The following is a 26763-nucleotide window of genomic DNA, read 5'->3' as shown; positions in this document are numbered from 1 at the left end:
TAGGGGATCATCTGTGTGCCATGCATCTTTAGGAGGCAAGCACGTGGAGACGGGCATGGATGCGGGCATGCCCGAGGTCGACCATGCGGCGATCGTCCTCTACCGGTGGATGCTCGTGCAGGGCGGGCTCACCGCGTCGGCCCTGCCGAGGGCCGCGGCGGAGACGGGCTTGGCGGAGGGGGAATGCGCCGCGGCGCTCCGGACGCTCCGCGACAGCTGCCTGGTACAGGCCGAGGGAGAGGTCTGGCAGGCCGTCAGCCCCCAGGCGGCGGGGGCGCGGCTGCTGTCCGGACCCGAGGCCGCGCTGCGCGCGCACGAGGAGCGGCTGCAGGCGCGCCGGGACGAACTCCAGCGCCGGCGCGACGCGTTCACGGGACTCGTCCCCGTCTACCTGCAGGCGCGGCGGCACGCGTTTCCCCAGGGCACGATCGACCACCTGGCCGACCAGTTCGCGGTACGGGCACTGCTGACGGAGGTCATCGACAACTGCCGCGAGGAGGTCCTCGTCTCCAAGCACGGCGGCTCCTTCCCGGAGGCCGCGCTGCGCGAGGCGCTGCCGCGTGACATGGCGCTGCTGGAGCGGGGCGTGCGGATGCGCAGCCTCTACCAGCACGCCACCCGCTTCGACCCGGCGACACGGGCCCACGCGGAGCGGCTGATCGAGGCGGGGGCGGAGGTCCGCACGCTCCCCGAGGTGCTCCCGCAGATGATCATCGTCGACGGGGAGCTGGGTTTCCTGCCGTCCCGGTCGGGCGGGGCGCTGCTGATCCGGGAACCGGACCTGCTCGGCTACCTCTTGGACGTCTTCCACCGGGACTGGGAGTACGCGACACCGTTCGCAACGGGCCCGCAGGCGGCGCACGACATCTCGGAGACGGTCAAGCAGAGCATCCTGGTGCTGCTGGCCAAGGGGCTGAAGGACGACTCGATCGCGCGGCGCCTGGGCATTTCGCTGCGGACCTGCCGCCGGCACGTCTCGGAGTTGCTGCTCGGGCTGGGCGCGCATAGCCGCTTCCAGGCCGGGGTGATCGCCGAGCGGCAGGGGTTGACGCAGACGCGCCGGCCGCCTCCGGAAGGCGCGGCGCCGGGTCCGGGCACGGGTACGGAGCCGGGCACGGGTACGGCGGCGGGCACGGATACGGGTACGGATACGGCTCCGGGCGCGGGCTCGGGCATGGCTCCGGGCACGGCTCCCGTCGGAGGTCCGGCCGCCGCGCCGGGGCCGGCGGTGGCCGGTCCGGCCGGTACGCCCCTCCCCTGCCCCGGCTGCGGTTCGCCGCTCCCGGCGGCGGAGGGTCGCCGCCCCGTGTCGGGCCGGCCGGCCCGGCACTGCTCGGCCGCCTGCCGGGCCCGGGCGTACCGGACCCGCCGGAAGCGGGAGGCCGGGGGAAACGGGCCCGCCGCCGAGGCGTGACGAAATACCGCCGCGTCACGAAATCCGAGTCCGTCCGCGAGCGTCGGGGCCGGTGACGGAGACCGCGCCGGGTCCGTGTTCCGCCGGCCGGGTCGCGGGTTTCGCAACCTTTGGTTCAGAGGGTGGTGTGCCACGATTCGTCGTGATTGTCCTCTGCGCCGTGACCGGCGCCCGGCGCGTTATCCGAGGAAGAACATGGGTTGGAACGGCACACGTCGGACGGCCTCGTCGGCCGCACTCGCCGCACTGGTCGCCCTCATCCTGGCGGCTCCTCCGGTCGGCGCCGAGCCCCGGACCGGGAGCGCGCCACCGTTCGGGACCGCGGCCGCCGCCCGACCGGGCGACACCTCCTCGACTCCGCCTCCGCCACGCCTCCCCCGCGATTTCCGCGGCAAGGGCAAGTGGATCGTCCGGGACCTGGACATCACGGTGCCGTTCACTTGGGAGGGGAGGAACGGCGACAGCCAGATGACCGCCGGAGGCCCGCAGTACCCGATCTGGTTCACCAACCTGATCTACCACGGCACCCTCTACACGCTGACGTACAAATGGCCCGGCCTGGACGAGCACCCCTGCTCGCGCATCCCCGGCTTCAGCCTGGAGGATCTGAACCAGGGACTGGCGGGCTCCCGGTTCGTGGGGCGCGAGACCTTGCGGCGTACGCCGGAACGGCGCGTCAACCACTGGAGGGTCGGCGTGGTCCTCCCCGAGCTGCCTCCCGGGAACCACCCCAGGGTGCCGCTCGCGCTGGGCGACATCTACGTCGACGAGAACGACCGGAGCACCTTCTGGCAGGTGCTGCAGTTCGGTGTCCAGAACCTCTACGACCCCGCGCTGGACGAGTGGTTGGTCATGGACACCTTCGAGCACCGGCCCGGAAACGTGACCCTCCCCCGGGAGTGCGAGCCGCCCCGGTGAGTGCGGGCACCCGGGCGGTCGCGCGAGGTGACGCGCCTCGAAGGAGCGTCAACTGCCCTGGGTGGGCAGGAACTGACGCGGCGTCCCCGCCCGAGGGCGAACCTGCTGGTCAGGGACGGCCGCCGGGATAGGCTGCCGCCCCACCGTCCCCCCGAGAAGGCACTCTCCGTGACGAACCAGCCGCCGCCAAGCCCCGCCCCCGCCCCCGCCCCCGGCACGCTCCACCACATCGAGATCTGGGTTCCCGACCTCGCCCGCGCCATCGCCGAGTGGGGGTGGCTCTTCGACGACCTCGGCTACACCCTCCACCAGAGCTGGGACCGGGGACGCAGCTGGAGACTCGGCCCCACCTACCTCGTATTCGAACAGTCCCCCTCCCTCACCGCCGCGCACCACGACCGCCGCGCGCCCGGCCTGAACCACCTCGCCTTCCACATCGACACCCCCGACCGGGTCGACCTGTTGACGGCGAAGGCCCGCGAGAACGGCTGGACGCTCCTCTTCCCCGACCGCCACCCCCACGCCGGCGGAACCCGGCAGCACGCCGCCTACCTCGAAAACACCGACGGCTTCGAAATCGAGCTCACCACCCCGGCCCGCGTCCCGGACGGCGAACTCCCCGCGAGGAGTTGAGGCAAACCCGTTGCGCAATGGTCAAGAAACGTTGACCATTGGCGTCATGGCTACCGAAGACCTTCCAGAGACCTTCCGCGTCACCACCGACGAGCAGCTGCGCGCCGTCTCCAACCTCACGCGCCACCGGATCATGGCCGTGCTCCGCTTCGAGCCCGCGACGATCACTCAGATCGCCGAGCGCGTGGGCCTCGCGAAGGGGAGTTCCAGCTACCACGTGCGGCTGCTGGAGCGGGCCGGCCTGGTCAAGGTGGTACGGACGCGGAAGGTCCGCGGGGTCACCGAGCGGTACTACGCGATGGCCGCGCGCTCGATCGAGCTGCCGGACCCGGGCGAGGGCGGCCCGGACGTACTGATGCGGCACGCGGTGGCGGACCTGGAGGCGTCGCCGGCGGATGGCGAGCGGCACGTACGCATGGCGCACCTGCGGCTCACCGAGGAGCAGTTCGCGGAGCTGGGCGCGCGGCTGCAGGCATTGGCGGACGAGTACCGGGAGCTGTCCGATCCGGCGCTGCCGGACGCGTCGCTCGTCTTCGCACTGTTCCACCCGTCAGCGCGCGTACAGGCCGAAGGGGACACCAAGTGACCATGGAGAGAGTGAAGTTGCCGACCGGGTTCGGGCGGCTGTGGACCGCGCAAACGGTGTCCTCGCTCGGTGACGGGGTGACGCATGCCGCGCTGCCGCTGCTCGCGCTGACGCTGACGCGGGACCCGATGGCGCTCGCCGTCGTCGCGGCCGCCGGGACGCTGCCGTGGGTGCTGTTCGGGGTGCTCGGCGGTGCGCTGGTGGACCGCTGGGACCGCCGGCGCACGATGTGGGTGGCGGACGCGGCGCGGGCGGTGCTGCTCGCGATACCGGCGACGGCGGCCGTACTCGACGTGCTGAGCATCGCGCTGCTCGCGGCGGTCGCCTTCCTGCTCGGCCTCGGCGGGCTCTTCTTCGACACGGCGGCCACGGCCTACCTGCCCGATCTGCTCGGCCGCGATCCCGCGCTCCTGGAGCGCGCCAACTCCCGTCTGCGCGGCGCCCAGACCGCCGCGTCCGGGTTCGCCGGTCCGCCCGCGGGCAGCGCCCTGCTCGCGCTCGGCCGGGCGGTTCCGCTGCTCGCCGACGCGGTCTCGTTCGCGCTCTCCGCACTGCTCGTACGGTCGCTGCCCGCCGCGCCCCGGCCCGTACCGCAGGCGCGTGAGTCGCTGCTGCGACAGGCGCGGGCCGGCGCCTCGTACGTTTTCCGGAATCAGTTGCTGCTCGGGCTCGCACTGCGCCCGGCGGTCGGGAACATCGCCTTCCTCGCGGTGGAGACCGTACTCGCCCTCTTCGCGCACGATCGCCTCGGCGTCGGAGCCTTCGGCTTCGGCCTGCTCCTCACGGCGGAGGCCGCCGGCGGCCTGCTCGGCGCGGGCATCGCCTCCTTCCTCGGCCGGCGGCTCGGCACCGGCACCGCGCTGACCTGCACCGCCGCGCTCGAGGGACTCGCCATCCTGGGCCTCGCCGCCGCCCCGAACCCGTACGTCGCCGGCCTCGCGCTGGCGGTCTGCGGAGCGGGCATGGGCGCCACGATGGTGCTCGGCCCCTCGCTGCGGCAGGCGATCGTCCCCGCCCACCTGATGGGCCGGGTGGCCTCCACCTCCCGCATGCTCGCCATGTGCGCCGCGCCGTTCGGCGCCTTCCTCGGCGGCTGGCTGGCCGCCGCCTACGACGTACGCACCCCGCTCTACACCTCCGCCGGCCTCCTCCTCGCCATGACCGCCGTCACCGCGACCATGACCGGCAACCGCCGGGTCGAGGCGGCGCTGCTCGCGGCAGCGGGGGAAACGGTGCCTCCGTCAGTGGGTGGCGTACTCCTCTGACAGGAAGCGGATCGTCTGGTCGATGAAGGTGCGCATCTCGCGCGAGAGGGTCTTGCCGCGGCGCCAGGCGATCTGCGTGTGGACCTCGAAGGGGATCGGCCAGGGGAGGGCTTCGAGGGTGCCGGCTTCCAGGGAGTCGGCGACCGTGGCCGTCGGGAGGAGGCTGATGCCCAGGCCCGCGGCCACGCCCCGTTTGATGGATTCGATCGTGCCGAACTCCAGGAAGGGCAGCGACTCGCCCGTCCCGTCGTTCAGCTCCGCCTCGAAGAGCTCCCGGTAGGCGCAGCCGGCTTCGGCCGAGATGACGCGTACGCCCCGAAGGTCATCGGTGGTCACCTTCTCCGCCAGGGTCAGCGGGTGGCCAGGGGCGGCGACCACGGTCAGCGGTTCGGATCCGAGGATCTCGGTCTGGACGCCGGGGTGCCGGGTCTCGGCCTCCATGAGGAAGCCGAGGTCGAACAGGCCCTGGCGCAGGGCGTGGCAGGTCTCGGCGCAGAGGCTGGGCCGCAGGACGATCTGGAGCGCCGGGTGGCGGTGGTGGAAGAACTCCAGGAGCATCGGCATGCGGTAGGAGGTGATGCTCTCCATCGAGCCGACGGTGAGCACGCCGGCCGGCTCGTCGGAGCCGAGCGCCGCCCCCCGCGCCTCGCCGGCGAGGGCGAGCATCTGCTCGGCGTACGGCAGGAGGCGGCGGCCGGCCTCGGTGAGTTCGACCCGGCCGCCGAGACGGTCGAAAAGACTCACCTCCAGGGATTCCTCCAGGCTCTTGACATGGCCCGTGACGCTGGATTGCGCGTACTTCAGTTCAATCGCCGCGCGGGTGAAGCTGAGCAGCGTCGCCACCTTGTGGAACGTCGCCAACTGCCGAATGTCCATGTCTCCCCCATGGCTCGGTTTTCGCCGAACTTGCAGCGCCGACACAAGGGAACCAGCAACGGGAACGAGCGGCCAGGAATTCCGCATGTCACGTAGCGGACACCGCCCGTCAGGAACTTGACACACCATCGCCATCGGGGATCATTCCCTGGCGGGTGAGCACCATCCCGGCCTGGAAACGGCTGGTGGCTCCGACCTCGTTCATGATGGCGGAAATATGGCGGCGGCATGTCCGGGTGGCCATTCCGAGACGCCGGGCGATCACTTCGTCCTTGAGCCCCATCGCCATCAGCCGGATGACCGACATCCGCAGCTCCTCGGTGTGGTGGTACTCCGCGGCGCCGCCGGTGTCGAAGGCCTGGCTGCCCTGCCAGTCGGACTCGAAGGAGCGGCACAGGTAGGCGACGACCGTGGGGTCCGTCACCAGGGCCGCGCCCGGCGGGACCTTGCCCTTGCGCTCCTTGGGGATGAAGGCGAGCTTGCGGTCGTAGATGATGAGCCGTTCGGAGAGTTCCTCCGCGACGCGGACCTCCGCGCCGGCTTCGCAGATCTGGCGCACGTAGGAGCGCGTGGCCAGGCTCGCCGAGGCGGTGCTCTGGTAGAGGGTCCGGATGCGGACACCGCGCTGGCGCAGCTCCAGGGTCTGCAACAGGTCCTGTTCGAGCAGTTCCGCGCTGCGGCCGCCGCCCGGCTGGAGGGTGATGCGCTCTTCGGTGCAGCGCCGCCTCGCGAGATCGATCTCGCGCCGTACGTCCTCGAAGTCGTCCAGGACGCGGATGGGTACGTCCTCGGCCACGGGCTGGACGCGCGAGCGGTACATGGCCGACAGCGCCTGCAGCTGCTGGTGGATCCCGGAGATCTCGCGGCGCCGGTGTGCGATCGCCAGCTCCAGCGGCGTCACCAGCTCGGCCTCGGCGATCTCCGGGTCGAGCGCCACCACGGCGCGGTCGTCGCCGCCGGCGGCGAGCAGTCTGAGGTGCTGGAGGAGCTTGCGGGCTTCGGCGACCAGGTGCACCTCGACCCCGAGGGAGCGGGCGACGTCCTCGTCCGTGAACGAGCCGGTGCGCAGCGCGTACTCGTAGGTCGCCACGGCGACTTCGTCCAAAGGGTGGTGCTCGGTCATGGTCAGCCCCCGCCTGAATGTCCGATTTGCCGCTATCCACTTATGGCCGCTCCATCATAGGACATCCCCGGCCACTCGAACTCGATCTTTAGAAGTGTGAGATTTCGAGTGCGGCGCAGAGAGCGCCGCACACAACCGAGGCATACCAGGGGATAGCGACATGAGCGCACGTACTTTCCTGACCCAGGGCATCGCCGCCGCAGTTCTGACAATCGGAGTGATTCATTCGGCCGGGCTGGCGGGCGTGACGGCTTCCGCCGGAGAAACGCAGCGGCACACGGTTAACGCCGACGACAAGTGGGACATCCCCATCCCCCACGGTGCTCAGCCGCCCGTCACCGGCGACGGAAATTCCTGATTCGACTTCACGGAACCGAGGATTCACTGTGCCCCGTACGCGATTCCCCGAGAATTCGCACCTGGTTTTCCACGCGGATTCCGGAACCCTGCACTGGCCTCGGCGGCTCTCGTAGCCGCCCCCCGTCCGATCAGAAGTGCACGCGGCGGTCCTGCGGAGTCACCCGGTAGCGGATGTCCCACAGGCTGCGCCGCACATAGGTCCGCTGGAGCCAGCGGTCCCGGCCGTCATGGCGGGCGCCGAAACGCGACCGGGCGTGAACGCCCTTGCGGTTGTTGACCAGCAGGGCCTGACCCGGCTCCAGCCGGACGGCGTGCGCCACCTCGCGGCACGTCTCCTGGAGCCGCTCGAAAGCCGCCCCGGCCTCCCGGTTCAGCGCGCGCACGCCATTGGCCGACACGGTGATCTCCGGATGGGCCTCGGCGCCCCTGATGATCGGCACCGGTTCGGAGAGCACCTCCGCACCGCCCGCGGCACTGCGGGTGTAGCTGCCCGGCGCGTTGAGCCGGAAGTACGGACCGCGCAGGAGTTCCAGCGCGTCCGGCGGCAGCTGCCCGCAGATGTCGCGGGCATCGGCGTAATAGGTGACCGCGTCCCCGAAGGGGCCGGAGCGCAGGCAGTTGAGGACCAGGAAGTCCGGGTTGGCGAGGTCGTAGCGGCCCGTCGCGTCGTACGTGATGTCGCTGTGGAAGTTCAGGAAGACGGCGGAGCTCTGGTTGGTCTGGGTCCGCTCCCCGCCGGCGACCGGGACGACGTCGTGGATCAGCCGGCCGGCCTTCTCCGTGAGCACGCCGAGGGGTTCTCCGAGGAGGCCGCTCAGGCCCAGCAGCACGCCCTCGCTGACGAACCCGCTCTTGCCCCGGCCCGGCCCGCCGTCGAGCGGCGTCGGGCCCGTCTGCGCGTCGACGGGCAGGTTCCGCACCAGGGCGACGCCCGGCGTGTCGTTGTGCCGGCCGAAGTCCAGGACGGAGCGCAGCAGGTCGAGGGGCAGCATCGCGAACACCTGGTGGCAGCGGGCCGTCGCCCGGTCGATGTCGGCGCCCGGGTCGGGCAGGACCCGCAGCTCGCGGCCGATCGCCTCCCGCACGGCGTCCGGCAGCGCGAGGTCCGCGAAGGTCGCGTCCCTCTTCCCGGGCACGGTCATGGTGGTTGTCGTGGTGGTTCCGCTCGTGTCGCTCACGTCTCACGCCTCCACTCGTACGCCGGTCCGGCTCGCGGCCGGGAAGTCCATCGCGTCGTGCAGCCGTTGCGCCAGGCGCACGGCGTCCTCACTGCCGGGGGCCACGTGCATGGTCACCTTGCTGCCCCGCACCTCCGCCACGGGCACGCCCGCGGCCCGGCCGGCCTTGACGCCGTGCTTGCGCTGGAGGGCCTCCGTGTCCACGTACCCGCCGACGACCGCCACCGACGGCCGGCGGTTCAGCCGCACCGTGTCGAGTCCTTCGAGGTGGAACGCGTGGTGGGCGGAGTCGGCGTGGGCGTCGTCCGGGTAGTCGAGCACCAGGGAGCGCTGGTCGAAGACCACCGCCGCCGTCTGGGTTCCGACCCCGCTGATCGTCGTGCCCGTCCCGTACGGGGCGCGGTTGTGGCGCAGCACGATCTCGATCCGGTGGCGCAGCGCGAGCTGGACGGAGCGGCGGTGCAGCACCTTCGCCCCGTACAGCGACATCAGCGCCGCCATGTTGTACGAGACCCGCGGGAGCATTTGAGCCCCGGAGATCAGGTGGGGGTCGGAGGTGTAGATACCGTCGACGTCCGAGTGGATCTCGCACACGCGGCTGCCGACGGCCCGGGCCACGGCCAGGGCCGACAGGTCGGAGCTGTTCTTGCCCAGCCAGGTCGGGCGGCCTTCGCCGTCCACCGCCTGTCCCCCGGGCACCACCACCACCTCGTGTTCCGACAGTGCCTTGCGCAGCGGGGCCGGATCGGTGTCGACCACGCGGGCCCACAGGAAGGAGGCGTTCGTGGTCAGTCCGAGCTGGTGGCCCGCGAGCACGGTGGCGCTGCGCCCCCTGCGGTGCAGGGCGGTGGCCAGCAGATGGGCGCTGACCAGGTCGGCCGTGGTCAGCAGGCCGGCGCCGGTCGCGGCCTCGGGCTTCCGGTTGACCTCGTGCAGCCGCCCGCGCAGCCCCTCGGTCTCGCCGTGCATCGCGCTGACGACCACGGCCATGGGGCGGGCCTCGGACCGGATGCGCTCGTCGAGCCCGCGCGCGAGCTCGTCGTAGGCGCCGTGGGTGGGGAAGGTCGAGCCGCCGAACTTCAGTACCACGGGGGTCTTCACCGGGTACCGCCCGCCAGGAAGCCGCGGCCGAGGACGTACTCGGCGATCTGGACCGCGTTCAGGGCCGCGCCGACGCGGAGGTTGTCGGAGACCAGCCACAGCCAGAACCCCCGCGGATTGTGCGGCGACACCCGGACCCGGCCCACGTGCACGTGGTCGGGGTGCCCGGCCTCCAGGGGGGTCGGGAACGCCGCCCGGTTCTCCGCGTCGTGCACGGTGACCTCGGGTTGGGCGGACAGCAGGGCGATCAGCTCGTCGCGGTCGACCGGGGCGTCCGCCTCGATCCACACCGCTGCGGAGTGGCAGTTGACGACGGGGACGCGGACGCAGGTGGTGGTGACGTCCAGATGGGCCAGGTCGAGGATCTTGCGGGACTCGCGGACCATCTTCTCCTCCTCCAGGGTGAATCCGCTGTCCTGGAGCACGTCGATGAAGGGCACCACGTTGAACGCCAGCGGCGGCCGGAACCGCTCGGCGGGCAGCTCCGCGTCGGGGTCGCGCAGCGCCAGCTCGCTGCCCTCCAGCAGCTCCTCGACGCCGTGGTGGCCCTGGCCCGACGCCGCCTGGTAGGTGCTGACCACGGCCTGGCGCACGCCCCAGCGCCGTTCCACCGGCTGGAGCACGCGGACCAGCGGGATGGTCGAGCAGTTGGGGTTGGCGATGATGCCGCTCTCCGGCGGCTCGTCCAGGGTGCGGAAGTTGACCTGGGGCACGACGAGCGGGGTGCCGGGGTCCATCCGGAAGGCGTTGGTGTTGTCGATGACCAGGGCGCCCTTGGCGACGGCCCCCGGTACCCACTCGGCGCTGACACCGGTGCCGGCGGAGAAGAAGGCCAGGTCGACGAGGCCGAAGTCGAAGTCCTCCAGGGCCTGGACCTCGTACGGCCTTCCGCCCACCGGGATCAGCCGGCCCGCGCTGCGCGAGGAGGCGACCAGGTGGAGTTCGCGGTGGCGCAGCGCCCTCTCCTCCAACAGCTCGATGAGGGTGCTGCCCACGGCTCCGGTCGCACCGACGATGGCGATGCGCGGAGCGGCGGGGTCGGTGACGAGCGTCATCAGACTTCTCCGTTCGGGACGAGGACGAGGGGACGGCGGGTCAGTGCAGGGGTACCGGGTAGTGCAGCCCGCCCGCGGTCCACAGCCGGTTGAGGCCGCGCGGCACGTCGAGGCCGGAGGCGGCGCCGAGGTTGCGTTCGTAGACGTCCGCGTAGGTGCCGACGGCGGCGAGCACCCGGTCGGCCCACCGCTCGTCGAGGCCGACGGCGGGACCGTGGGGGTTCGCGCGGCGGGCCGCGGCACCGGGCGTCTCGTACTCGGCGGCCAGCAGCAGTTGCAGGACCCAGCGGACCAGCCGGAACCAGTACGGGTCGGTCTCGTGGACCGCGGCCGCCATCGGCTCCCGGGAGATCGACACCGGGAGGATGTGGTGGTCCCGGGGGCTGGGCAGTCCCGCCCGGGCGCCGGCGAGGGCCGTGCGGTCCAGTACGTAGGCGGCGCAGGACCCGTCCGCGTAGGCGGCCAGGGCCTCGGCGGGGTCGTCGTAGGCGACGGGCTCGACGCTCAGGCCGCGGGGACCGTACCAGGCGTCCAGGTTGACCGCGGTGGTGCAGCCCCGGTGGACCGCGAGGCGGTGGCCGGCGAGGTCGGCGGGCCCGGTGAAGCCCGCGTCCGCGCGGACCAGGAACCCTTCCCCGTCGTAGCAGGTGATGCCGGCGAAGAGCACCCGTCGCGCGGCCTCCCGGCCCATCGTCCAGGTCAGGTTGCAGACCGTCAGGTCCGCGCGGCCCGCTTCGAGCGCCGCCAGCCGGTCGTCGGCCTTGACGGGGCGCCAGTCGACGGCCTCGGGGTCGCCGAGGGCGGCCGCGGCGACGGCGCGCGCGATGTCGGTGTCGAGGCCGGTCCAGCGTCCGCCGGGAGTGCGCAGCGACAGGCCGTGGATGCCCTGGGAGACGGCGGCCCGCAGGGCCCCGCGCACGCGTACGGACCGCAGGGTGGCCGTCGCGGCCGGGCGCGTCACGACGCACGCCCGTATGGGGCGTCGGGTGACCGGCCGTCGTAGCGGCGGCGGTTGAAGCCGAGCAGTTCGGTCAGCTGCCCGGCGGTGACCGGGGCGGCGGCGGCCGTGGGCGCGGGCGCCACGGGCATGCCGCCGGCCCGGCTCCAACCGAGCGCTCCCGTCGCGTCGATGGTGGCGCGCGAGCGGTTGGCGTTGTCGGGGTGGAGGCAGTAGGGCACGTCGAGGATCCCGCGGGCGAAGGCGCGCAGCAGGCACGCGCCGACGCTGCCGCCCGGCTCCAGTACGGCGTCGACGAGCCTACGGGCCTCTTCGTAGAGGCCGGACTCGGTGGGGCTCCACCGGGCGGCGCCCTCCGCGGACCCGGCGGCCGCCTCCGCCGCCGACTCCGCCTCAGCTTCCGCCGCGCGGGCCGCGTGGGCGAGTGCCGCCACGTTCTCCCCGACCGTGGGGATGCGGTGCGCCTCGGCCGGGGTCTTGACGACGAGCCGTTCGGCGCCGCCTCGTACGGCGAGCCGGGCGCTGTCCGCGAGGAGGCGGCGGCTGCCGCGGCCGGTGCGCGGGAAGACGCCCATGAAGGTGTACAGCACGAGGTGGTGGGCGGTGCCGGACAGCCGCTCGTCCGCGAGCCGGCGCAGCGCCGCGAGGGCTTCCAGGTCCTGCCCGGGGTGGACCTGCTGGGCGTAGCTGAGGGAGATCCCCCGCAGGCCGTGCTCCCGGAAGAAGACCGCTTCCAGGACCGAGAGCGCGACCAGCAGGGACGGCGGGCACAGCTGGCCCAGCATGCAGCCGCCGAAGGTCTCCAGGTGGGGCGGTACGGGCCGGGCCGCGAGCAGTTCGCATCCGGCGCTCCACTCGGCGACCGCCCGCGCCAGCGGGACCCGGCCGTAGGGCAGGCAGTACGAGACGGGTCCGCCCTCGGTGGCGTCCGCGCCGGCCTCGGCCATCGCCCGCAGCAGCCGTACCGGGCGGGGCGTGCCGTGGCGGATCTGGACGGGGAACCCGGCCGAGGCGACCTCCTGGAGGAGGGTGCGCACCGCCGGGACCCCGTGGGCCAGGAGCGGGAAGCCGTTGAGGTCGGCGGGGCGTTCGCGCAGGGCGCGCAGGGCGGCTCCGTCCTCGTGGCACCGGGTGTAGCTGTCCAGGGTGACGGTGCCCACGGTGGTGGCGTCCGCGTCGCGTACGGCGCGCAGGCCGGCGCGCATGCGGTGGAGTTCGCCGAATCCCATTCGGGGCTGGACGACGAGGTGTCCGGCGTCGTGGGCGCGTCGCACGAAGCCGGTGAACCGGTCGGTGGTGCCGTCCATCAGGCCGCTGCCCCGGGTCCCGCGGCGCGGCGCGTGCCCGAGCGGCCGCCGGCCGGGTCGGCGAGATCGGCGAGGAAGGTCTCGAACCGCAGGAGGCCGGCGTCGGGACCGCCCTCGGCCGCGTCGTCGAAGACGGCGTCGTACCCGGCGGCGGTCAGGTGCGCGGCGGCGGCGCCCGCGTGGTCGCGGCCGTCGATGCCGAGCTTGCCGCCGATGACGACGGGCAGGCCGCGCAGGGCCGGTACGGCGCGCAGGGCGCGGATCAGGCGCAGGCCGTCGAGGCGGCCGTGGCCGTTGACGGAGCTGATGACCAGCAGGTCGGGGCGTTCGGTGCGGCAGGCCCGGAGGATCTCAGCGTCGGGCGTCGTGCTGCCGAGGTTGGACACCTGGTGGCCCCGCTCCTCAAGGAGCAGTTGGAGGTAGACCAGGTTCCACATGTGGGCGTCGGAGGACAGGCCGGAGACGAGGGTCCGCAAGCGGCGCGTTGTGGAGATCATGCCGTTCATTCGATCCCCCCGGGGGTATCTGAGCGATCAGTCGTGGCAACTATCCACTTGGCCCGACGGCCCGGTCCAGCCGCGCGGGCGGCGAATGCCGATGCGGCCGATCAGGCATTCCTATGCGTCGCGGTCCTGCTCCCGAGGGTCCCCGAGGAGGCCGAGCCGCTCGGCGGCCACGCCGAGCTGGAAGCGGGTCTCCACGCCGAGCTTCTCGCACAGTCCGGCCAGGTAACGGCGCATGGTGCGGGTGGAGATGCCCAGTTTGCGCGCGATGAAGTCGTCCGACCGGCCGCGCGCCAGATGCCGCAGGACGGCCGCTTCGACGTCCTCGAAGACATGGCCGGCCGCACCGCCCGGGCCGCCGGGGCCATCCGCGCCGACGGGCTCCGCGTGCTCCCAGATGTGGTCGAAGATGACGGTGAGGAAGGCGACCGCGGTCGGGTCGTGCAGCACCGCGGCGCCGCCCGCCCCCGCGGGGACGACGGCGGTCTCCTCGTCGAGGAGGATCAGCCGTCCCGGTACCACCGCGGCGGTGCGGACCCGGGCGCCGAGTCCGCCAAGGAGCGTCATGTGGTGCAGTGCCTCGCGCTGGCGGCGGGCGGTGTGCGGCAGCACCGTGCGGTACCGCACCCCGCGCGCCAAGAGGTCGCGGTCGAGTTCCCGGGCGGCGCGCAGCGTCTCGGGGCTGCCGAGGGTGGGGTGCACCGTCAGCACGCTGCGGCGCACCTGGGCGGAGAGCTCGGCGAACCGGTGGCGTACGGCCGCGCCGTCGGTGAGCAGTTCGGTGCCGGTCCCCTCCAGCTCCCGGCGCCGGTGGCTCTCGTACAGTGCGCCCAGCGGGCCGAGTTCGCGGCGCGTGGAGTCGATGCGGCGCATCAGCTCGTGCACCTGGACGTGGGCGGAGGCGGTCAGCGCGAGCGCCGCGAGCCCCGGGGAGAGCGCCTCGTGGCGGTACGGTCCGTCCGGGCTCAGGAGCCCGCGGTCCGTGAGCCGGCCGATGGACTCGGCGCAGCGCGCGGGCGGGATGCCGAGCCGTTCGGCCGCCTCGTCGGCGTCCGGGGACACCTCCAGGAACTGTCGGTAGACGGCGACGTCCTGGGGGGTGAGCAGGCCGTCGGACAGGAGGACCTCGTGTTCCGGGGCCGTGCTCACGGCGGCCTCAGCCCTTCCCCGTGCCGCTGCCGCCCGGCACGGGGGGCCGCGTGCGCTGCGGGACGGACTCGGTGGCGGCGGCGATGCCGAACACCGGCATGTTCCGGTAGACGGTGTGCATCCGCTGCGGGTCGACGACGTAGGCCTCGTGGAAGATCCCGACGGCGCCGTCGTTCCCGACCGCGCGGTTGAACCAGGCCCACTTCGAGCGGTGCTTGGCGGCCGCGTTGTGCGAGTACCGCATCAGGTCTTCCATGGTGCGCCAGTACTGGAGCACGACCACGGTCCGGTTGAACCACGTCCGCGAGTACAGGAAGCCGTGGTCCTTGTCCTTGCTCACTTCGATCAGCATCGGGATCATCGCGCAGAACGCCGGCACCCAGCGGTGCACCATCCAGAACTTGTTGATGCGGATGCCGATCAGCAGCACCACCGTGCCTTCGGGAGCCGCGGCTATGCGCGGTTCCTTGACGACCTTGAGGTCCATGTTTTCCTCTCAGAAGGGGTAGGAACGCGCCGGGGTGCTGGTGGTGAGGGTGTGCCAGCGGGTGAAGGCCTCGCGCGCCGCCTCGCCGCCGAAGCCGGAGGAGTTGCCCGAGGCGCCGACCCCGCCGAACGGCAGTCGCGGGTCGTGGTGGACCGGCTGGTCGCCGACGTGGACCACGCCGCAGCGCAGTTCGGCGGCGAGGGCACGGCCCCGGTCGGCGTCGCAGGTGTAGACGGCGGCGGTGAGCCCGTAGTCGCTGGTGTTGGCGAGTTCGACCGCCTCCGCCTCGTCGGCGAAGGGGGTGACGCAGGCCACGGGTCCGAAGACCTCGGTGTGGAAGACGGACATCTTCGGCGTCACGTCGGCCAGGACCGTCGGCGGGAAGTACCGGCCCTGGACGCGCCCGCCGGTGACCAGGCGGGCGCCCTGGGCGACGGCGTCCTCGACGGCGGAGGCGATCCGGGTGAGCTGCCCGCGGTCGATGACCGGTCCGATCTGGGCGTCCGTCCGGTAGGGGTCACCGATGCGCAGGGCCGCGGCGTGGCGGGCGAGGGCGTCGGTGTAGGCCTCGTACACGTCCTGGTGGACGAGGTGGCGGCGGGCGGCCATGCAGATCTGGCCCTGGTGGAGGAAGGAGCCCCAGGAGCCGGCGGAGGCCGCCGCCTCGATGTCGGCGTCCGGCAGGACGACGAAGGCGTTCTGCCCGCCCAGTTCCAGCACCACGCGCTTGAGCAGCCGTCCCGCGGTGGCCCCTATCTCGCGGCCCACTTCGGTGGATCCGGTGAACGAGACCATGGCGACGCCGGGGGCCTCCACCAGCGCCGCGCCGGCCTCCGCGTCGCCGTACACCACTTCCAGTACGCCTTCGGGCAGTCCGGCCTCGGCCAGGACCTCGGCGAAGAGGCGGCCGCCGCTCAGCGGGGTGTGCGGATCGGGCTTGAGCAGGACGGAGTTGCCGAGGCCGAGGGCCGGGGCCACCGAGCGCATGCCGAGCAGGAGCGGGAAGTTCCAGGGCACGATCACCCCGACGACGCCCAGGGGCAGGCGCCGCACCTCGCTGTCGCGGCCCGGGTCGGAGCCGGGGCCGTGCGCCGGGGCGGGGGCGGTGGCCAGTTCGGCGCCGTGGCGCAGCTCGGCGGCGCCGGCGTGGACCTCGTAGAAGGCCTTCCCCGTGATGGATCCGCCCTCGCGCACGAGGAGGTCCTGGGCCTCCTGGGCGCGCTCCAGCAGCAGGTCGGCGGCGCGGCTCAGGATCGCGGCCCGTTCGGCGCCGGGCGTGGCGGCCCACGCGGGGGCGGCCGCGGCCGCCCGGCGGGCCGCCGACCGCACCGAGCCGGGGGTGGCCAGCGGGACGCTGCCCAGTTCCTCACCGGTGGTGATCTCGCGGCTCGTCAGCAGGCCGGCTTCGGTGACGGTGCTCACCTGGGTACCTCGGTTTCTCTGGGGGCGGGAGGGGTGGCGGCGCGGGTGAGGACGGCGTGGGCGGTGACCCGGCCGGCGCGGGTGGTCACCGTCAGGGCGATGTCGCCGTGCAGGACGCTGCGCGCGTACGGGGCGACCTCCCCCTTGAACAGCAGGGTCCAGGGGCCTTCGCCGTCGCCGCGGAGCGCGATGTCGCCCCACCTGGCCGCGATCCGGGGCGGCGCGGCGAGGGCGCGCAGGGTGGCCTGGCGCAGGGCCCAGCGGACGGCCGGGGAGCCGGTCGCGGGGAGCCGCAGCGCCTCGGTTCCGTGCCGGGCGATCAGCTGGTCGACAGCGGCCGCGTCCACGCTGTAGCTGCCCACGCGCAGGACCGCGTCGCCGTGCTCAGGCATGGGCGGCGGCCTGTCCTTCGGCGAGCAGGTTCTCCACCATGGAGACGAGGTTCGCTATCGACAGTTCGGAGAGCATGCGGTCGAGGGTGAGCCGGCCCGCCCAGCGTGCGGTGTCGAGTTGGGGCATCACGGTGCTCAGCCGGTTCAGTCCGCGCCCGCTGATGATTCCGCGCGCGTCGCAGAACTCCGCGTCGGGAACGTCTCCTTGGAGGTACCGGCCGCATTTCTCGACCGTGAGGACGACCGGTGCGCTGCATTCGATGCGGAAGAAGATGTCGAGGAGATCCAGCGATTCCAGACCGAGGTCGGCGGAGAAGACCAGATCCGTTCGGTAGAGGGCGGCGGGGATGTCCAGCGTGTCGATGACGATGGACCGCACCAGTTCGCCGACGTCGTAGTGGGACATGCGCGTCACTCCTGTCCGGCCTGCCCGGCCTGTCGGGCCGCCGTTTCGCGGCCTCCCCCTACCAGAGCCTTCACGCGGCGCGGACCGGACACGTCCGGATGCGGCGATGCGGTGGCGCCGCACCGGGCGCGCGGCAGCTCCTGCGGGAGCCGCTCGCCGTCTTCGGCGGCGAGCAGGCGGTGCAGTCGCCGCAGGCAGCGGGTGCGGATGGGACCGACCGAGCCGACGGACATGGACAGGGCGGTGGAGATCTCGTCGTACGAGGCCGGCGGGTCGGCCAGCGCGAGCATCAGGAGGCCGCGGCACTGCTCGGAGAGCGTGTCGATGGCGCGCAGCGTCTCTTCCCGGCGCTGGGCGCGCAGGATGATCTGCTCGGGGCTTTCGGTACGGCCGGAAAGTCCGTCGAGGGTGTCGCTGTCGCCGACCATGACGAGTTTGTTTCCCCGGACGAGGACTTTGAGGGATTCCCGGCGTGCGACGGTGGCGAGCCAGTCGCCGATGCGGTCGGGATCGCGGATGCGGTCGACGTTCTGTACGAGGCGCAGCCAGGTGAGTTGGCGTACGTCCTCGGCGTCCACGGCGTTCATGCGGTGACTGCGCACGACGGACCAGACCAGCTTTCCGAAGCGTTCCACCATTTCGTCCCAGGAATCCTGTTCTCCCCGCGAGCACCCCGCGAGCAGTTCCGCGTTCCCTTTGCGGGGCATGAGAATTCCTCCGGGGTGGGCTGTGCGGGATACCGGGATGTGTTCCGAAGCGGCGATTTCCATGGAAGCCGCCGGCTTCGGCAGCGGCAAGCGGGACCGGCTGTCAGCTAGCGGACCGGCCACTGGTGGACAGCGCCGGTCCGGTGTGCCGCCGCGGCCGGTCGGGGGTGACGGCCGCGGCCGGTCAGGGGCGGGCCGCGGCCGGCAGGAGGTCGGGGATGGCCGAGCGCAGTCGGACCGGCAGCGGGCCCCGGTCGCCGCGGTCGGCCCGGATGGCCACGCCGAGCGCGAAGCGGTCCCACACCTGGAGGACCTGTACCTGCCACAGGTCCCGTTCGGTCTCGGGGATGTCCTCGTCGACGACGGCGAGGCCCCCGTCGCGCAGCCGGTGTACGGAGAAGGCGTCGAAGCCCCGGCACATGCCCATGCCGGTGGCCTTCGTGTACGCCTCCTTGGCCACCCACGAGTCGGCGAAGGCGTGTCCGCGCTGGTCCTCCCGGTTGCGGCGCAGCACCTCGTTCTCCAGCGGGGTGAACACCTTGGGGGCGAACTGCATCGCCTCGGGGTTGGCGGGGGTGGCCTCGGCGTCCACCCCCGCCGTCCGCCCGCGGACCACGATGGCGGCGATGAGGCCGTTGGTGTGGGTGATGTTGAAGTCGAGTCCCCAGGCGCACCCCTCGACCTCGGGGCGGCCGTACATGCCGGCCCGGAACCGCCAGGAGTCGGGCGGTACGTCGGCGTAGCGGGACAGGACCTGCCGGGAGAGCAGCCGGGCGCCGAGGAAGCGCCTGCGGGCGGCGGGGAACAGGAGCCGGTCGTGCCGGGCCCGCTCCTCGTCCGTCAGCAGTTCGACACCGCCCGTCGCCTCGGCGAAACGGTCGACGTCCTCCTCGGCGAGCAGCCAGACCTCGGCCGTGTCGGCGAGCGGGTCGGCGAACGGAGCGGTGCCGTCCATGGGAGGTGCCTCCTTCCTGGAGCTACCGGTTGACGGGGAAGGACCGGAACGAGAAGAGCCGGCCCTCGCTGTGCGCGCGGTACAGCGCCTCGGCGACCTCGGCGACCTCCTGCGGGCCGGCCACCCGCCGGGTGGGGTGGAACCGCCTCAGCATCCGCTCCAGGCAGACCAGGAGCACGGCGGGCGAGCGCAGGGCCGGATCCACGGCTTCGCGGCCGTGCAGGTGAAGGTGGACGAGGGCGGCCGCGGCCGAGACGAAGGTGTACTGCTCGGCCAGGTCGTACAGCTCGGCGGACTGACCGGCCTCCTTGCCGAGGTCGGAGAAGAGTTTGCGGTGCTCCTCGGCGATGCGGTCGAGTTGGCCGGCGATCTCGCCGGCGGTCTCCGCCGCCGCGGCCAGGCACGCGGCGTCGCGTCCCCGGGCCTCGGCCGCGGCCCGGTGCAGTGCGTCGACCGCGGAGCGCAGGGCGAGGACCGGGTCGTCCACGCCCCGGCTGAACAACTGCTGGTCGGCGGGCCGGTAGGGCTCCATGGGGTGGGCGGGGTCGAAGAGCGCGGCGGTCCGCTCCACCGCTGCCGCCACCTTCACCGGGTCCTGCTCGACGGCGGTGGCCACCAGGTTCCCCAGTTGGAGGGCGATGTTCTTGAGGTTCACCACGGTGTTCCCGTCGGCGAAGTCGGCGATCGCGAAGTCCCGGACCGCCTTCTGGAAGATGCCGTAGCGGGGGTGGGTGCGCAGGTAGTGGCGGGCGCCGAGCACCGTCGCGAGCCGTGCGAGCGTCTCCTGGAGCAGGGTGGGGACGAAGTACTTCACGACCGACGACCAGATGCTCGCCTGCTCCGGCGCGAGCTGGAGGCTGCGCACGGCGCCGGTGGTCAGCGCGTCGGCGACCAGCAGGTCCGCGTAGCTCTCGACCAGCCGGCGCCGCGAGTACGGCACCTCGGACACGGGCCCACCGAAGATCATGCGCCGGGTCGCGAAGTCGAGGGTGGTGCGCAGTGCGGTGTCCGTGCAGCTCATGGCGATGCTCGTGATCGCCACCCGGGCGAGCTGGCTGCTCTTGAGCGCCACCTCCAGGCCCTGGCCGACCCGCCCGACGACCGCGGAGTCCGGTACGAAGCAGTCGCGCAGCCGTACGCCGCTCATGTCCAGGCCGCGCAGGCCGTGCAGCGGGTCGTGCGGCAGGTGCTCGCACGAGCCAGGTGCGAGCGTTCCCTTCTCGACGGCGAACACCGTGTACCCGCCGGGGCCGCCCTTGTCGGAGGTGCGGGCGAAGACCATCACCACGTCGGCGACGGTGGCGTTGCCGATCGTCCACTTCTCGCCGTCGAGCAGCCAGCCGCCCTCGGTGCGGCGGGCGGCGGTCTCGTTGGCGAGGACGTCGCTGCCGTGCCTGCGTTCGGACAGCCCCCAGGCCAGCTTGCGGCCGCTCCTGATGACGTCGGCGAAGTGGCGGCGCTGCTCGGGGGTGCCCGCGGTCCACACCGACATGTAGCTGAGGGTGGTGATGACCATCGCGGTCGCGGTGGTCGGGTCGCGGCGCGCGACGAGCCGGTAGAGGTTGAAGCCGTCCTCGACGTGGACGGCCCGGCCGCCCGCCTCGACGGGGATGATCCAGTCGTACAGACCCCAGGAGGCGAGCAGGTCGACGAACTCGTGCGGGTACTCCTCCCGTTCGTCCATGTCGAGGACGCGGCTGAAGGGCATGGGGCCGTCCTGGGCGAACGGGTCGCCCAGGTGGCGCTCCAGATCGGCCATGAGGGCCGGCAGGTCGGTCATCGCGGGTCGGCCTCCTCGTTCCTGTCGTCCGTCGGGGTGTTCTCGTTCTCCGCGTCGTTCGGGGAGTTCTCGTCGTGCGCGGAGTTCTCGTGGTGCGTGGAGTTCTCGTCGTGCGTGGAGTTCTCGTCGTTCCCGTCCTGCGGGAGGGAGTCGCTCAGCCGGACCGGGAGGGCGGTGAACAGCAACCCCGCCCCGTCGAGGTCGGCGGCCAGCCGGCCGGCCGGGGCGAGGTCCCGGCCTGCCGCGGTGCGCGGGTCCCGCCCGTCGGCGAGGGCCGAGAGCAGGGCGAGGACCGCGGTGAGCCACCCGGTGTCGCCGGGGGCCGCGGCGTAGAGCCCGCGCCCGTCGCGGTGGTACCACCACAGCAGGGCCGCGGAGGCGGCCGCGTGGAGCAGGCACAGGCGGTCGGCGAGGTCCAGCGGCTCCGGGGAGGCCTTCGCCGAGCGGGCGCGGTCCCGCTGCGCTTCGGCGGCGCTCCCGGTGACGGCGGCCAGTGCGGCCCGTACCCCGGCGACCAGCTCCGCGGCCCGGGCGTCGCCCCGGCCGAGCAGTTCGGCGGCGATCGCGTCCGCGTGCGCGGCGAATCCGAGCAGGACGTCGTCCTTGGGCCGTACCCCGAGGTCGAGGCCGGCGGCCCGCAGCTCGGGCAGCGATGCCCGGTCGCCCAGGGCGAACAGGGCGCGCAGCCGCTGTTCGCGCCCCGGGTCGGCCGCGCCCCCGGCCCCCGCGGCGTCCGCGAACACCGGCGCGTACGAGGGGAGGTGCATCGCCAGGGCGCGCAGGTTGCCGAGCACGCTCGTGTCGATGACCGCGACCATCGCGTTGTCCCGTACCGCCTTGTCGAGCACCCCGCCAGGACCGTCCCGCAGGACCGACCGGGCGCCGACCACGGCGCGTGCGCGGCCGGCGCAGGAGGCGGTCAGGCGCGTGGCGACGTGCTTGACGACCGAGGAGGCCAGACCGAACGCGCCGGGTGCGAGGTGCACCTGGCGGGCGGCGACCAGCACCGCGAGATCGGTCGCGATCAGTTCGGCGGCGGCCAGGGCGAGTTCGCGCGATCCGTACGGCGTGTCCGCGACCGGCACGCCGCCCGTACGGTGCCCGCGGGCGAACCGCAGCGCCGTGCGCAGCGCCGTGTCGGCGGTGGCCAGACAGCCGGCCGTGCTCATCAGCCGGACGATCTGCTGGGCGCGCAGCGCGCCCTCCAGACCGCTGCCGACCTCCCCGACGACCGCGTGCGGCGCCACGGCGAGCCCGTCGAACTCCAGGTCCGCGAAGTCGATGCCGCGCATACCGGTGGTGGGCTGCGGCGCCGCCCTGTGCACGCGGGGGTCGGCGAGCTCCTCGGGTCCGAGCAGCACGGCCGTGAACGCGCCGGCGCCGCGCTCCGAGGTACGGGCCACGATCACGGCGGCGTCGGCGGTGTTCGCCCGCCCCACGAGCCATTTCGTGCCGTGCAGGGTCCCCTCGCCGGTCAGCCGGCAGGTGTTGGCGAGCACGTCGCTGCCGGCCTGCTCCTCGGAGAGCCCGAAGGCGATGGTGCGGCCCTCGCGCAGCCAGTCGGCGACCAGCCGGTGCTGGTCGGGCGTCCCGGCGGCGAGCACGGTCATGAGGGCCGAGATGCTGAACATGGTGGCGGGCATGACGTTGACGTCGCGGCGGGCGCAGACGCGGACCAGGACCTGCGCGTCCTCGAAGGAGCGCAGGTTCCCGCCGAGCGAGGCGGGAAGGTGGCACAGGTGGAAGCCCTCCGCGCGCAGCAGCGCCTCGGCCTGCCGGGGGTACTCTCCCCCGGCGTCCCGGGCCGCGCCCGCGGCGAAGCCGAAGGGGTTCTGCGGCGACCAGGGGTCGCCGAGCCGGCCGTCCAGGCGCTCGGCTTCGGCGTGCGGCCGCGCCGGGGCGGTGGGGGCCGCGCCGGGCACGCGGGCGCGGCCGGCGGCGGGCGGGCTCGCGACCGTCACCGTCCCACCCCGACGGCGCGGTCGAAGGAGGCGGTGTCCTCCGGGGACGGCCGGGTGGTGATGCCCGCGGGGAAGGCGACGCCGGCGGCCCGCAGCATGGCGAGCCGCTGGTGGAACGCCGCACCGGTCATGATCTGCCGGGCCACGTCCGCGACCCGGCGGTGCTCGGGCGCGGCCAGGTACGTCCCGCGGACCCACGCGTTGAAGCTGCCCATCGCCGGTCCGCACCAGATCTGGTAGTCGACGGCGCGGTCGGCCTCACCGGTCTTCGCCCAGCGCGAGGCCATTCCCAGGTACCAGCGGAAGACGAGCGCAGCCCGCCGCCTGGGGTGCCCTTCCGCCCGGACGAGCTGGTCGGGGTCGCGGCGCCGGAAGTACTCGGCCGTCTCCTCCCACACGCTCTCCAGGGGCCTGCGGAAGATCTGCTTCTCCACCCGCTCGCGCAGCTCGGCGGGGATCTCCTCGATGCCGTCGTACGTGCGGTAGAGCTCGTGGAGCTGCTTGGCCCGCATGGGGAAGAACGTGCCGCGCTTGAGGACCTGGAGCTCGACGCCCATCTCGAACATGTCGGCCGCCGGGGCCATCTCGAAGTCGGCGATGCCGGCCTGGGCGAGCATCTGCTTGACCTGCGCGGAGGTGCCGGCTTCGAGGCACGACTGGTTGACGGAGCCGGTGACGATGTAGTCGGCGCCCATCGCGAAGGCGGCGGCGGCCGCGTCCGGGGTCCCGATGCCGCCGGCGGCGCCGACCCGGATGCGCTCGGGGTAGCCGGCCTCCTGCATGATCGCGTCGCGCTGCCGCATGATCACCGGGAGCAGGGCGGGGAGCGGCCGGCGGTCGGTGTGTCCTCCCGAGTCCGCCTCCACCGTGATGTCGTCGGCGAGGGGGACCCGCGGGGCGAGCCGGGCCTGCTCCTCGGTGATGAGGCCGTCCGCGAGGAGCCGGCGCACCATGGCCTCCGGCGCGGGGCGCATGAAGAGTTCGGCCGTCTCGGTACGGGAGATCTTGGCGATGACCCGGTGGGCGGCGATGACCCCGTGCGGGCCTCCCGCGCGCAGGCCGGCCAGCCGGTAGCGGACCAGGTGGGGGGTGAGCTTGAGGAAGGCGGACGCCTCCACGCAGGGCACGCCGTACGCGAGGAAGAGCTCGACGGCGGAGCGCTCCAGGCGGTCCTCGCTCGGACTGTGGATCAGGTTGCAGGCGTAGCCGAGGCCGGGGATCTCGTCGCGGAAGCGGATCAGGGCCTTCTCCACCGCCTCGGGGAGCAGCCCGGCAGCCCCGTACGAGCCGAGGAAGCCGGCCCGGGCCATGGCGACGACCATGTCGGCGGAGGCGATGCCGTTGGCCATCGCACCGCTCATGTAGGCCTGGCGGATGCCGTGCGCGGCGAGGAAGGCGGCGCTGCCGAGCCGTTCGGGGCCGAGCGGCGGTACGGCGGCGACGATCTCGTGGGCGCCGTCGGCGGTGACCTGCCCGCCGGCGGCCGCACCCAGCCCGTACGGTCCCCGCACGATGTGGACGGGCTCGCCGAGGCGCATCAGGGTTTCGTAGACCCCGGTGTCGCCGACGGCCGGCTCTTGCGGCCCGGTCCACCTCGGGCGGTACTGATCGCTGGTCATGCTGCGTCTCCTGTCGGTCGTGCGCGGGGATCAGACCTGGTCGTGGTGGATCTCGATGCCGATGCCGCCCAGCTGGTAGATCCGCAGGGTGGACTTCCAGACGCTCGCGTCGCCGAGGAGCCGGATCCGGCCCGGCTCGCGGACCACGTCCTTGATGTGCACGTCGAACTCCATGTCCGCGTCGTCGCGCAGGATCTGGCCGCGGTACGACCAGGTCGTCTCGGTGCCGGAGAGGAGGGCGAAGCGCGGGTTGACCAGGCCTTCGGTGAGTCCGGTCTCCACGGCGTACACCTGGAGGCCCTGGAGGAGCGCCTCCACGCCGAGCGAGCCGGGCATCACCGGGTCGCGGTGGAAGTGGCAGGAGAAGTACCAGTCGTCGGGGCGGATGGAGCGGTGTCCGCGCAGGTACCCGCGGCCGTGGTCGCCGCCCGCGGGGACGACGTCGATCCACTCGACCAGGTCGAGGTGGCCCGCGCCGAGGCGGGGGGCCTGCCGGGCGGCCTCGGCGGCGCGGTAGCCGGCGAGGTCGACGCGGCGGACGTCCGCGGGGCGCGCAGAGGACCGGTCCAGCCAGGGCAGCACGTGCTTGCCCTTGTCCAGGCCGACCTGGTTCTCCAGGGCCCTCGCGCTGAAGTACCCGAAGAGCGATTCGCCCGTATAGAAGACCTCGCCGTCCGCGGAGAGTTCGTAGCGGTAGTTCTGGAGGATGGAGCCCGGCATCTGGTCGCTGGAGAGCAGGGTCGAGCGGTGCTGGATGGTCTTGCCCCGCAAGTCGACGTCCTTGACGAGGGTGGCGCGCCCGTCGAGGTTGCGGATGCTGAACTGCTCGTCGGGGAAGGGCAGGGTGGCGCCCAGGTAGTAGCCGAGCAGGATGGCCGCCTGGAGGCTCGACTCCATGTACACGCAGTTGGGCATGGACGGGTGTCCGTTGTGGTCGTAGTACCAGGCGTCGTCCGGCGAGTCGTACTCGGTCACCATCACGGCCCCGCGCTTGAGGACGCCGCGGGTGCCCTCCAGTTCCATGACGCGGTCGACGAAGAGGAAGTCGCCGTTGGGGATGTACGGGGCGCGGCTGTCGGCGTAGACCTCGAACTCGGGACCCATCGCCGTGGCCAGGTCCCCCTTGGCCGCGTGCGCCATGTGGAACTCGTTCAGCAGCGCCGGCCGGCCGGTGGCCGGGCTCAGGCGGCCGAGGAAGTGCGGCACCTCGCCGCCGGACTCCGGGCGGTAGGGGGTGCCCGGCTTCTCCACCAGCCGGATGCCCAGGCCCGTGACGCCGATCGACGCCTTGCCGTCCCTCAGGACGATCACGTCGGCGGTGATCGCCGGGCGGGGGAGCAGGGTGAGCGAGGTGATGTCGACGCGGTACTCGATCTTCTCGGTGTCGGGGGTGATCTGGCCGCGGACCTTGACGTCCGTCTTGAGACCGGGAACGGGCTGGAAGCGGGCGTCGGGGAAGGACAGGTGCAGTCCGAGGGAGAGGGCGTACACCTCCAGGAGCTGGACGGCCCCCTCCGCGACGAGCGAGCCCGCGAGGACCGGGTCGTCCGGGAAGTGGCTGGTGAAGTACCAGCCGTCCGGGACGAGGTGCTTGACGGCCTCGATCCGTCCCAGCCCCGAGGGGCCGCCCTTGCGGTCCAGGAGGGTGATCTCGTCGGCCATGCGCAGCCGCTCGGTGGGGAGCCGCAGGGAGGTGTTGCAGTCGGCGGGCTGGCGGTGCGCCGGGCCGAACACCTCGGGGATGCGCCCTTCGGCGAGCCGTGCCAGGTCCTCGGCACTCAGCGAGGTGCGGTCGGTGCGGGCCAGCGGCTTGAACGCGCTGGAGCCGGAGAAGGTGCCGTCGCCCACCGGCGGGCGGACCTTCGCCTGGAGGATGCCGAGGGAGCTCTCCAGTTCCTCGTCGGTGAAGAAGCCGGCGCAGGCGTTGTGGAGCTTGAGGATGAGCTCGCCGTCGGCGTAGCAGTCGTAGTGGAAGAAGAAGAGGAGGGTGTCGCCCTGCCGCACGAACTGGTCGATCCAGATGTCGTAGCGCAGGGTCTGGCCGACGCGGGGCAGATCGCCCTCGAAGCTGAGGGTGCTGTCGAGCAGCCGGTAGACGCGGTCGCCGCGGTTGGTGAAGTCGGCGCCGAGGTAGCTGATCAGGAGCAGGTCGCACTGGCCGGCCTCGATGGTGACGGCCGGGGGGACCTGCCCGTCGACCGCGTACCAGGCGTCGACCGGTACGTCGTACTCGGTCCGGATGAACGAGGGCTTGAACTCGCCCGGTTCGGCCTCCAGGGCGGTCACCCTGGTCGCGAAGTGGTAGGGCGGGGCGGGCAGGCGGACGCGGCGGCGGTGGCCGTCGATCTCCGCGAAGCGCGGGCCGAAGACGTTGCCGATCTTTCCGGTGGCGAACTCCAGGAGGTCGTGCTCGTCCCAGACGACGCCCTCGGGCTTGGGAGGGCGGGGGGTCTGCGGCGCCGGGGAGGCCGCCGGGGTAGGGGCGGTCGGGGACGTGCGGGACGTCGGGGAGGCCGGGGACGTCGGGGCGGCCTCGCCGGCGGAGAGCAGGGCCACGAGCTGGTCGCGCAGGTCGCGCTGGGCCCGGAGCACCTCCTGGTGCGCCTCC

Annotated in this window: 24 protein-coding genes and 1 pseudogene; 6 read left to right on the top strand and 19 right to left on the bottom strand. The window is 72.8% G+C overall.

Features of this window, described 5'->3' with window-relative positions:
- The first annotated feature begins 55 nt into the window (after nucleotides 1-55).
- The 5 genes from ACS04_RS40180 to ACS04_RS30280 all read left to right on the top strand — a co-directional run bounded on the left by ACS04_RS40180 (nucleotide 56) and on the right by ACS04_RS30280 (nucleotide 4816).
- Complete coding sequence (locus ACS04_RS40180) at nucleotides 56-1414, top strand: helix-turn-helix transcriptional regulator (RefSeq protein WP_158977684.1); 1359 nt, start codon at nucleotides 56-58, stop codon at nucleotides 1412-1414.
- A gap of 195 nt (nucleotides 1415-1609) precedes the next feature.
- A complete protein-coding gene (locus ACS04_RS30295; protein ID WP_048480020.1) occupies nucleotides 1610-2332 on the top strand; it encodes a phospholipase D-like domain-containing protein in 723 nt (240 codons plus the stop codon).
- 168 nt (nucleotides 2333-2500) lie between these two features.
- A complete protein-coding gene (locus ACS04_RS30290) occupies nucleotides 2501-2965 on the top strand; it encodes a VOC family protein (protein ID WP_048480019.1) in 465 nt (154 codons plus the stop codon).
- 46 nt (nucleotides 2966-3011) lie between these two features.
- The gene (locus tag ACS04_RS30285; protein WP_048480018.1) at nucleotides 3012-3551 is read left to right on the top strand and encodes an ArsR/SmtB family transcription factor; all 540 of its coding nucleotides are present in this window, start codon (nucleotides 3012-3014) and stop codon (nucleotides 3549-3551) included.
- A 17-nt stretch (nucleotides 3552-3568) separates the two neighbouring features.
- Nucleotides 3569-4816, top strand: a complete 1248-nt coding sequence (locus ACS04_RS30280; RefSeq protein WP_209441815.1) for an MFS transporter — start codon at nucleotides 3569-3571, stop codon at nucleotides 4814-4816.
- Here ACS04_RS30280 and ACS04_RS30275 read toward each other — a convergent pair.
- Together ACS04_RS30275 and ACS04_RS30270 are read right to left on the bottom strand one after the other, a co-directional pair.
- Nucleotides 4793-5692, bottom strand: coding sequence for a LysR family transcriptional regulator (locus ACS04_RS30275; RefSeq protein ID WP_048480016.1), 900 nt, complete (start codon nucleotides 5690-5692; stop codon nucleotides 4793-4795). The genes ACS04_RS30280 and ACS04_RS30275 overlap by 24 nt on opposite strands.
- A gap of 109 nt (nucleotides 5693-5801) precedes the next feature.
- On the bottom strand, nucleotides 5802-6815 hold the full coding sequence (locus ACS04_RS30270) for a LuxR C-terminal-related transcriptional regulator (RefSeq protein WP_048480015.1): 1014 nt from the start codon (nucleotides 6813-6815) through the stop codon (nucleotides 5802-5804).
- A gap of 160 nt (nucleotides 6816-6975) precedes the next feature.
- On the opposite strand from ACS04_RS30270, the gene ACS04_RS38455 reads away from it, so the two are divergent.
- A complete protein-coding gene (locus tag ACS04_RS38455; RefSeq protein ID WP_158977681.1) occupies nucleotides 6976-7173 on the top strand; it encodes a hypothetical protein in 198 nt (65 codons plus the stop codon).
- Nucleotides 7174-7303: 130 nt separating this feature from the next.
- On the opposite strand, the gene ACS04_RS30265 is transcribed toward ACS04_RS38455, so the two are convergent.
- From ACS04_RS30265 to ACS04_RS30185, 17 genes and pseudogenes are all read right to left on the bottom strand, one after another.
- Nucleotides 7304-8353, bottom strand: a complete 1050-nt coding sequence (locus tag ACS04_RS30265) for a TauD/TfdA family dioxygenase (protein WP_245236616.1) — start codon at nucleotides 8351-8353, stop codon at nucleotides 7304-7306.
- A 3-nt stretch (nucleotides 8354-8356) separates the two neighbouring features.
- Complete coding sequence (locus ACS04_RS30260) at nucleotides 8357-9454, bottom strand: amino acid kinase family protein (protein ID WP_048480014.1); 1098 nt, start codon at nucleotides 9452-9454, stop codon at nucleotides 8357-8359.
- The gene (locus tag ACS04_RS30255; RefSeq protein WP_048480013.1) at nucleotides 9451-10509 is read right to left on the bottom strand and encodes an aspartate-semialdehyde dehydrogenase; all 1059 of its coding nucleotides are present in this window, start codon (nucleotides 10507-10509) and stop codon (nucleotides 9451-9453) included. Before ACS04_RS30255 ends, ACS04_RS30260 begins: the two co-directional genes overlap by 4 nt.
- A gap of 40 nt (nucleotides 10510-10549) precedes the next feature.
- Nucleotides 10550-11470, bottom strand: a complete 921-nt coding sequence (locus ACS04_RS30250) for a transporter substrate-binding domain-containing protein (protein WP_209441812.1) — start codon at nucleotides 11468-11470, stop codon at nucleotides 10550-10552.
- Nucleotides 11467-12774, bottom strand: coding sequence for a methylaspartate mutase (locus ACS04_RS36890; RefSeq protein WP_048480012.1), 1308 nt, complete (start codon nucleotides 12772-12774; stop codon nucleotides 11467-11469). Before ACS04_RS36890 ends, ACS04_RS30250 begins: the two co-directional genes overlap by 4 nt.
- Nucleotides 12774-13271, bottom strand: a complete 498-nt coding sequence (locus ACS04_RS30240) for a cobalamin B12-binding domain-containing protein (RefSeq protein ID WP_245236615.1) — start codon at nucleotides 13269-13271, stop codon at nucleotides 12774-12776. Before ACS04_RS30240 ends, ACS04_RS36890 begins: the two co-directional genes overlap by 1 nt.
- A 120-nt stretch (nucleotides 13272-13391) precedes the next feature.
- Complete coding sequence (locus ACS04_RS35560) at nucleotides 13392-14426, bottom strand: helix-turn-helix transcriptional regulator (protein ID WP_053081027.1); 1035 nt, start codon at nucleotides 14424-14426, stop codon at nucleotides 13392-13394.
- A 7-nt stretch (nucleotides 14427-14433) separates the two neighbouring features.
- On the bottom strand, nucleotides 14434-14913 hold the full coding sequence (locus tag ACS04_RS30230; RefSeq protein ID WP_048480010.1) for a DUF4188 domain-containing protein: 480 nt from the start codon (nucleotides 14911-14913) through the stop codon (nucleotides 14434-14436).
- A gap of 9 nt (nucleotides 14914-14922) precedes the next feature.
- On the bottom strand, nucleotides 14923-16335 hold the full coding sequence (locus ACS04_RS30225; RefSeq protein WP_048480009.1) for an aldehyde dehydrogenase family protein: 1413 nt from the start codon (nucleotides 16333-16335) through the stop codon (nucleotides 14923-14925).
- Nucleotides 16332-16727 carry a hypothetical protein gene (locus ACS04_RS30220; RefSeq protein ID WP_048480008.1) on the bottom strand — a complete coding sequence of 132 codons (396 nt, stop codon included), beginning with the start codon at nucleotides 16725-16727 and terminating at the stop codon, nucleotides 16332-16334. Before ACS04_RS30220 ends, ACS04_RS30225 begins: the two co-directional genes overlap by 4 nt.
- Nucleotides 16720-17133 (bottom strand): acyl carrier protein, encoded by a 414-nt coding sequence (locus ACS04_RS30215; RefSeq protein WP_053081026.1) that lies wholly within the window; start codon nucleotides 17131-17133, stop codon nucleotides 16720-16722. Before ACS04_RS30215 ends, ACS04_RS30220 begins: the two co-directional genes overlap by 8 nt.
- A gap of 5 nt (nucleotides 17134-17138) precedes the next feature.
- Nucleotides 17139-17840, bottom strand: coding sequence for an RNA polymerase sigma factor (locus ACS04_RS30210; RefSeq protein ID WP_158977678.1), 702 nt, complete (start codon nucleotides 17838-17840; stop codon nucleotides 17139-17141).
- 184 nt (nucleotides 17841-18024) lie between these two features.
- Nucleotides 18025-18795 carry a 4'-phosphopantetheinyl transferase family protein gene (locus ACS04_RS30205; protein ID WP_053081024.1) on the bottom strand — a complete coding sequence of 257 codons (771 nt, stop codon included), beginning with the start codon at nucleotides 18793-18795 and terminating at the stop codon, nucleotides 18025-18027.
- Nucleotides 18796-18817: 22 nt separating this feature from the next.
- Nucleotides 18818-20575, bottom strand: a complete 1758-nt coding sequence (locus tag ACS04_RS30200; protein WP_048480007.1) for an acyl-CoA dehydrogenase family protein — start codon at nucleotides 20573-20575, stop codon at nucleotides 18818-18820.
- Nucleotides 20572-22536, bottom strand: a complete 1965-nt coding sequence (locus tag ACS04_RS30195) for an acyl-CoA dehydrogenase family protein (protein ID WP_053081023.1) — start codon at nucleotides 22534-22536, stop codon at nucleotides 20572-20574. The genes ACS04_RS30200 and ACS04_RS30195 overlap by 4 nt, the downstream gene beginning before the upstream one ends.
- Complete coding sequence (locus tag ACS04_RS30190; RefSeq protein ID WP_048480006.1) at nucleotides 22533-24155, bottom strand: PfaD family polyunsaturated fatty acid/polyketide biosynthesis protein; 1623 nt, start codon at nucleotides 24153-24155, stop codon at nucleotides 22533-22535. Before ACS04_RS30190 ends, ACS04_RS30195 begins: the two co-directional genes overlap by 4 nt.
- A gap of 30 nt (nucleotides 24156-24185) precedes the next feature.
- Nucleotides 24186-26763, bottom strand: a pseudogene (locus tag ACS04_RS30185) (3-hydroxyacyl-[acyl-carrier-protein] dehydratase FabA); the annotation flags it as partial.

Origin of the sequence: Streptomyces roseus, from assembly GCF_001044425.1 — a bacterium.
Taxonomy (GTDB): Bacteria; Actinomycetota; Actinomycetes; order Streptomycetales; family Streptomycetaceae; genus Streptomyces; species Streptomyces roseus.
This window is presented reverse-complemented; position numbering and strand designations above follow the sequence as displayed.

What these genes read in the sequence shown, in the direction of transcription:
- ACS04_RS30255 (WP_048480013.1), bottom strand. Translation starts at nt 10,509, where the DNA reads ATGACGCTCGTCACCGACCCCGCCGCTCCGCGCATCGCCATCGTCGGT.
- ACS04_RS30210 (WP_158977678.1), bottom strand. Translation starts at nt 17,840, where the DNA reads ATGCCCCGCAAAGGGAACGCGGAACTGCTCGCGGGGTGCTCGCGGGGA.
- ACS04_RS30200 (WP_048480007.1), bottom strand. Translation starts at nt 20,575, where the DNA reads ATGACCGACCTGCCGGCCCTCATGGCCGATCTGGAGCGCCACCTGGGC.
- ACS04_RS40180 (WP_158977684.1), top strand. Translation starts at nt 56, where the DNA reads ATGGATGCGGGCATGCCCGAGGTCGACCATGCGGCGATCGTCCTCTAC.
- ACS04_RS30295 (WP_048480020.1), top strand. Translation starts at nt 1,610, where the DNA reads ATGGGTTGGAACGGCACACGTCGGACGGCCTCGTCGGCCGCACTCGCC.
- ACS04_RS30205 (WP_053081024.1), bottom strand. Translation starts at nt 18,795, where the DNA reads ATGGACGGCACCGCTCCGTTCGCCGACCCGCTCGCCGACACGGCCGAG.
- ACS04_RS30215 (WP_053081026.1), bottom strand. Translation starts at nt 17,133, where the DNA reads ATGTCCCACTACGACGTCGGCGAACTGGTGCGGTCCATCGTCATCGAC.
- ACS04_RS30270 (WP_048480015.1), bottom strand. Translation starts at nt 6,815, where the DNA reads ATGACCGAGCACCACCCTTTGGACGAAGTCGCCGTGGCGACCTACGAG.
- ACS04_RS30220 (WP_048480008.1), bottom strand. Translation starts at nt 16,727, where the DNA reads ATGCCTGAGCACGGCGACGCGGTCCTGCGCGTGGGCAGCTACAGCGTG.
- ACS04_RS30275 (WP_048480016.1), bottom strand. Translation starts at nt 5,692, where the DNA reads ATGGACATTCGGCAGTTGGCGACGTTCCACAAGGTGGCGACGCTGCTC.
- ACS04_RS38455 (WP_158977681.1), top strand. Translation starts at nt 6,976, where the DNA reads ATGAGCGCACGTACTTTCCTGACCCAGGGCATCGCCGCCGCAGTTCTG.
- ACS04_RS30285 (WP_048480018.1), top strand. Translation starts at nt 3,012, where the DNA reads ATGGCTACCGAAGACCTTCCAGAGACCTTCCGCGTCACCACCGACGAG.
- ACS04_RS30230 (WP_048480010.1), bottom strand. Translation starts at nt 14,913, where the DNA reads ATGGACCTCAAGGTCGTCAAGGAACCGCGCATAGCCGCGGCTCCCGAA.
- ACS04_RS30240 (WP_245236615.1), bottom strand. Translation starts at nt 13,271, where the DNA reads ATGATCTCCACAACGCGCCGCTTGCGGACCCTCGTCTCCGGCCTGTCC.
- ACS04_RS30190 (WP_048480006.1), bottom strand. Translation starts at nt 24,155, where the DNA reads ATGACCAGCGATCAGTACCGCCCGAGGTGGACCGGGCCGCAAGAGCCG.
- ACS04_RS36890 (WP_048480012.1), bottom strand. Translation starts at nt 12,774, where the DNA reads ATGGACGGCACCACCGACCGGTTCACCGGCTTCGTGCGACGCGCCCAC.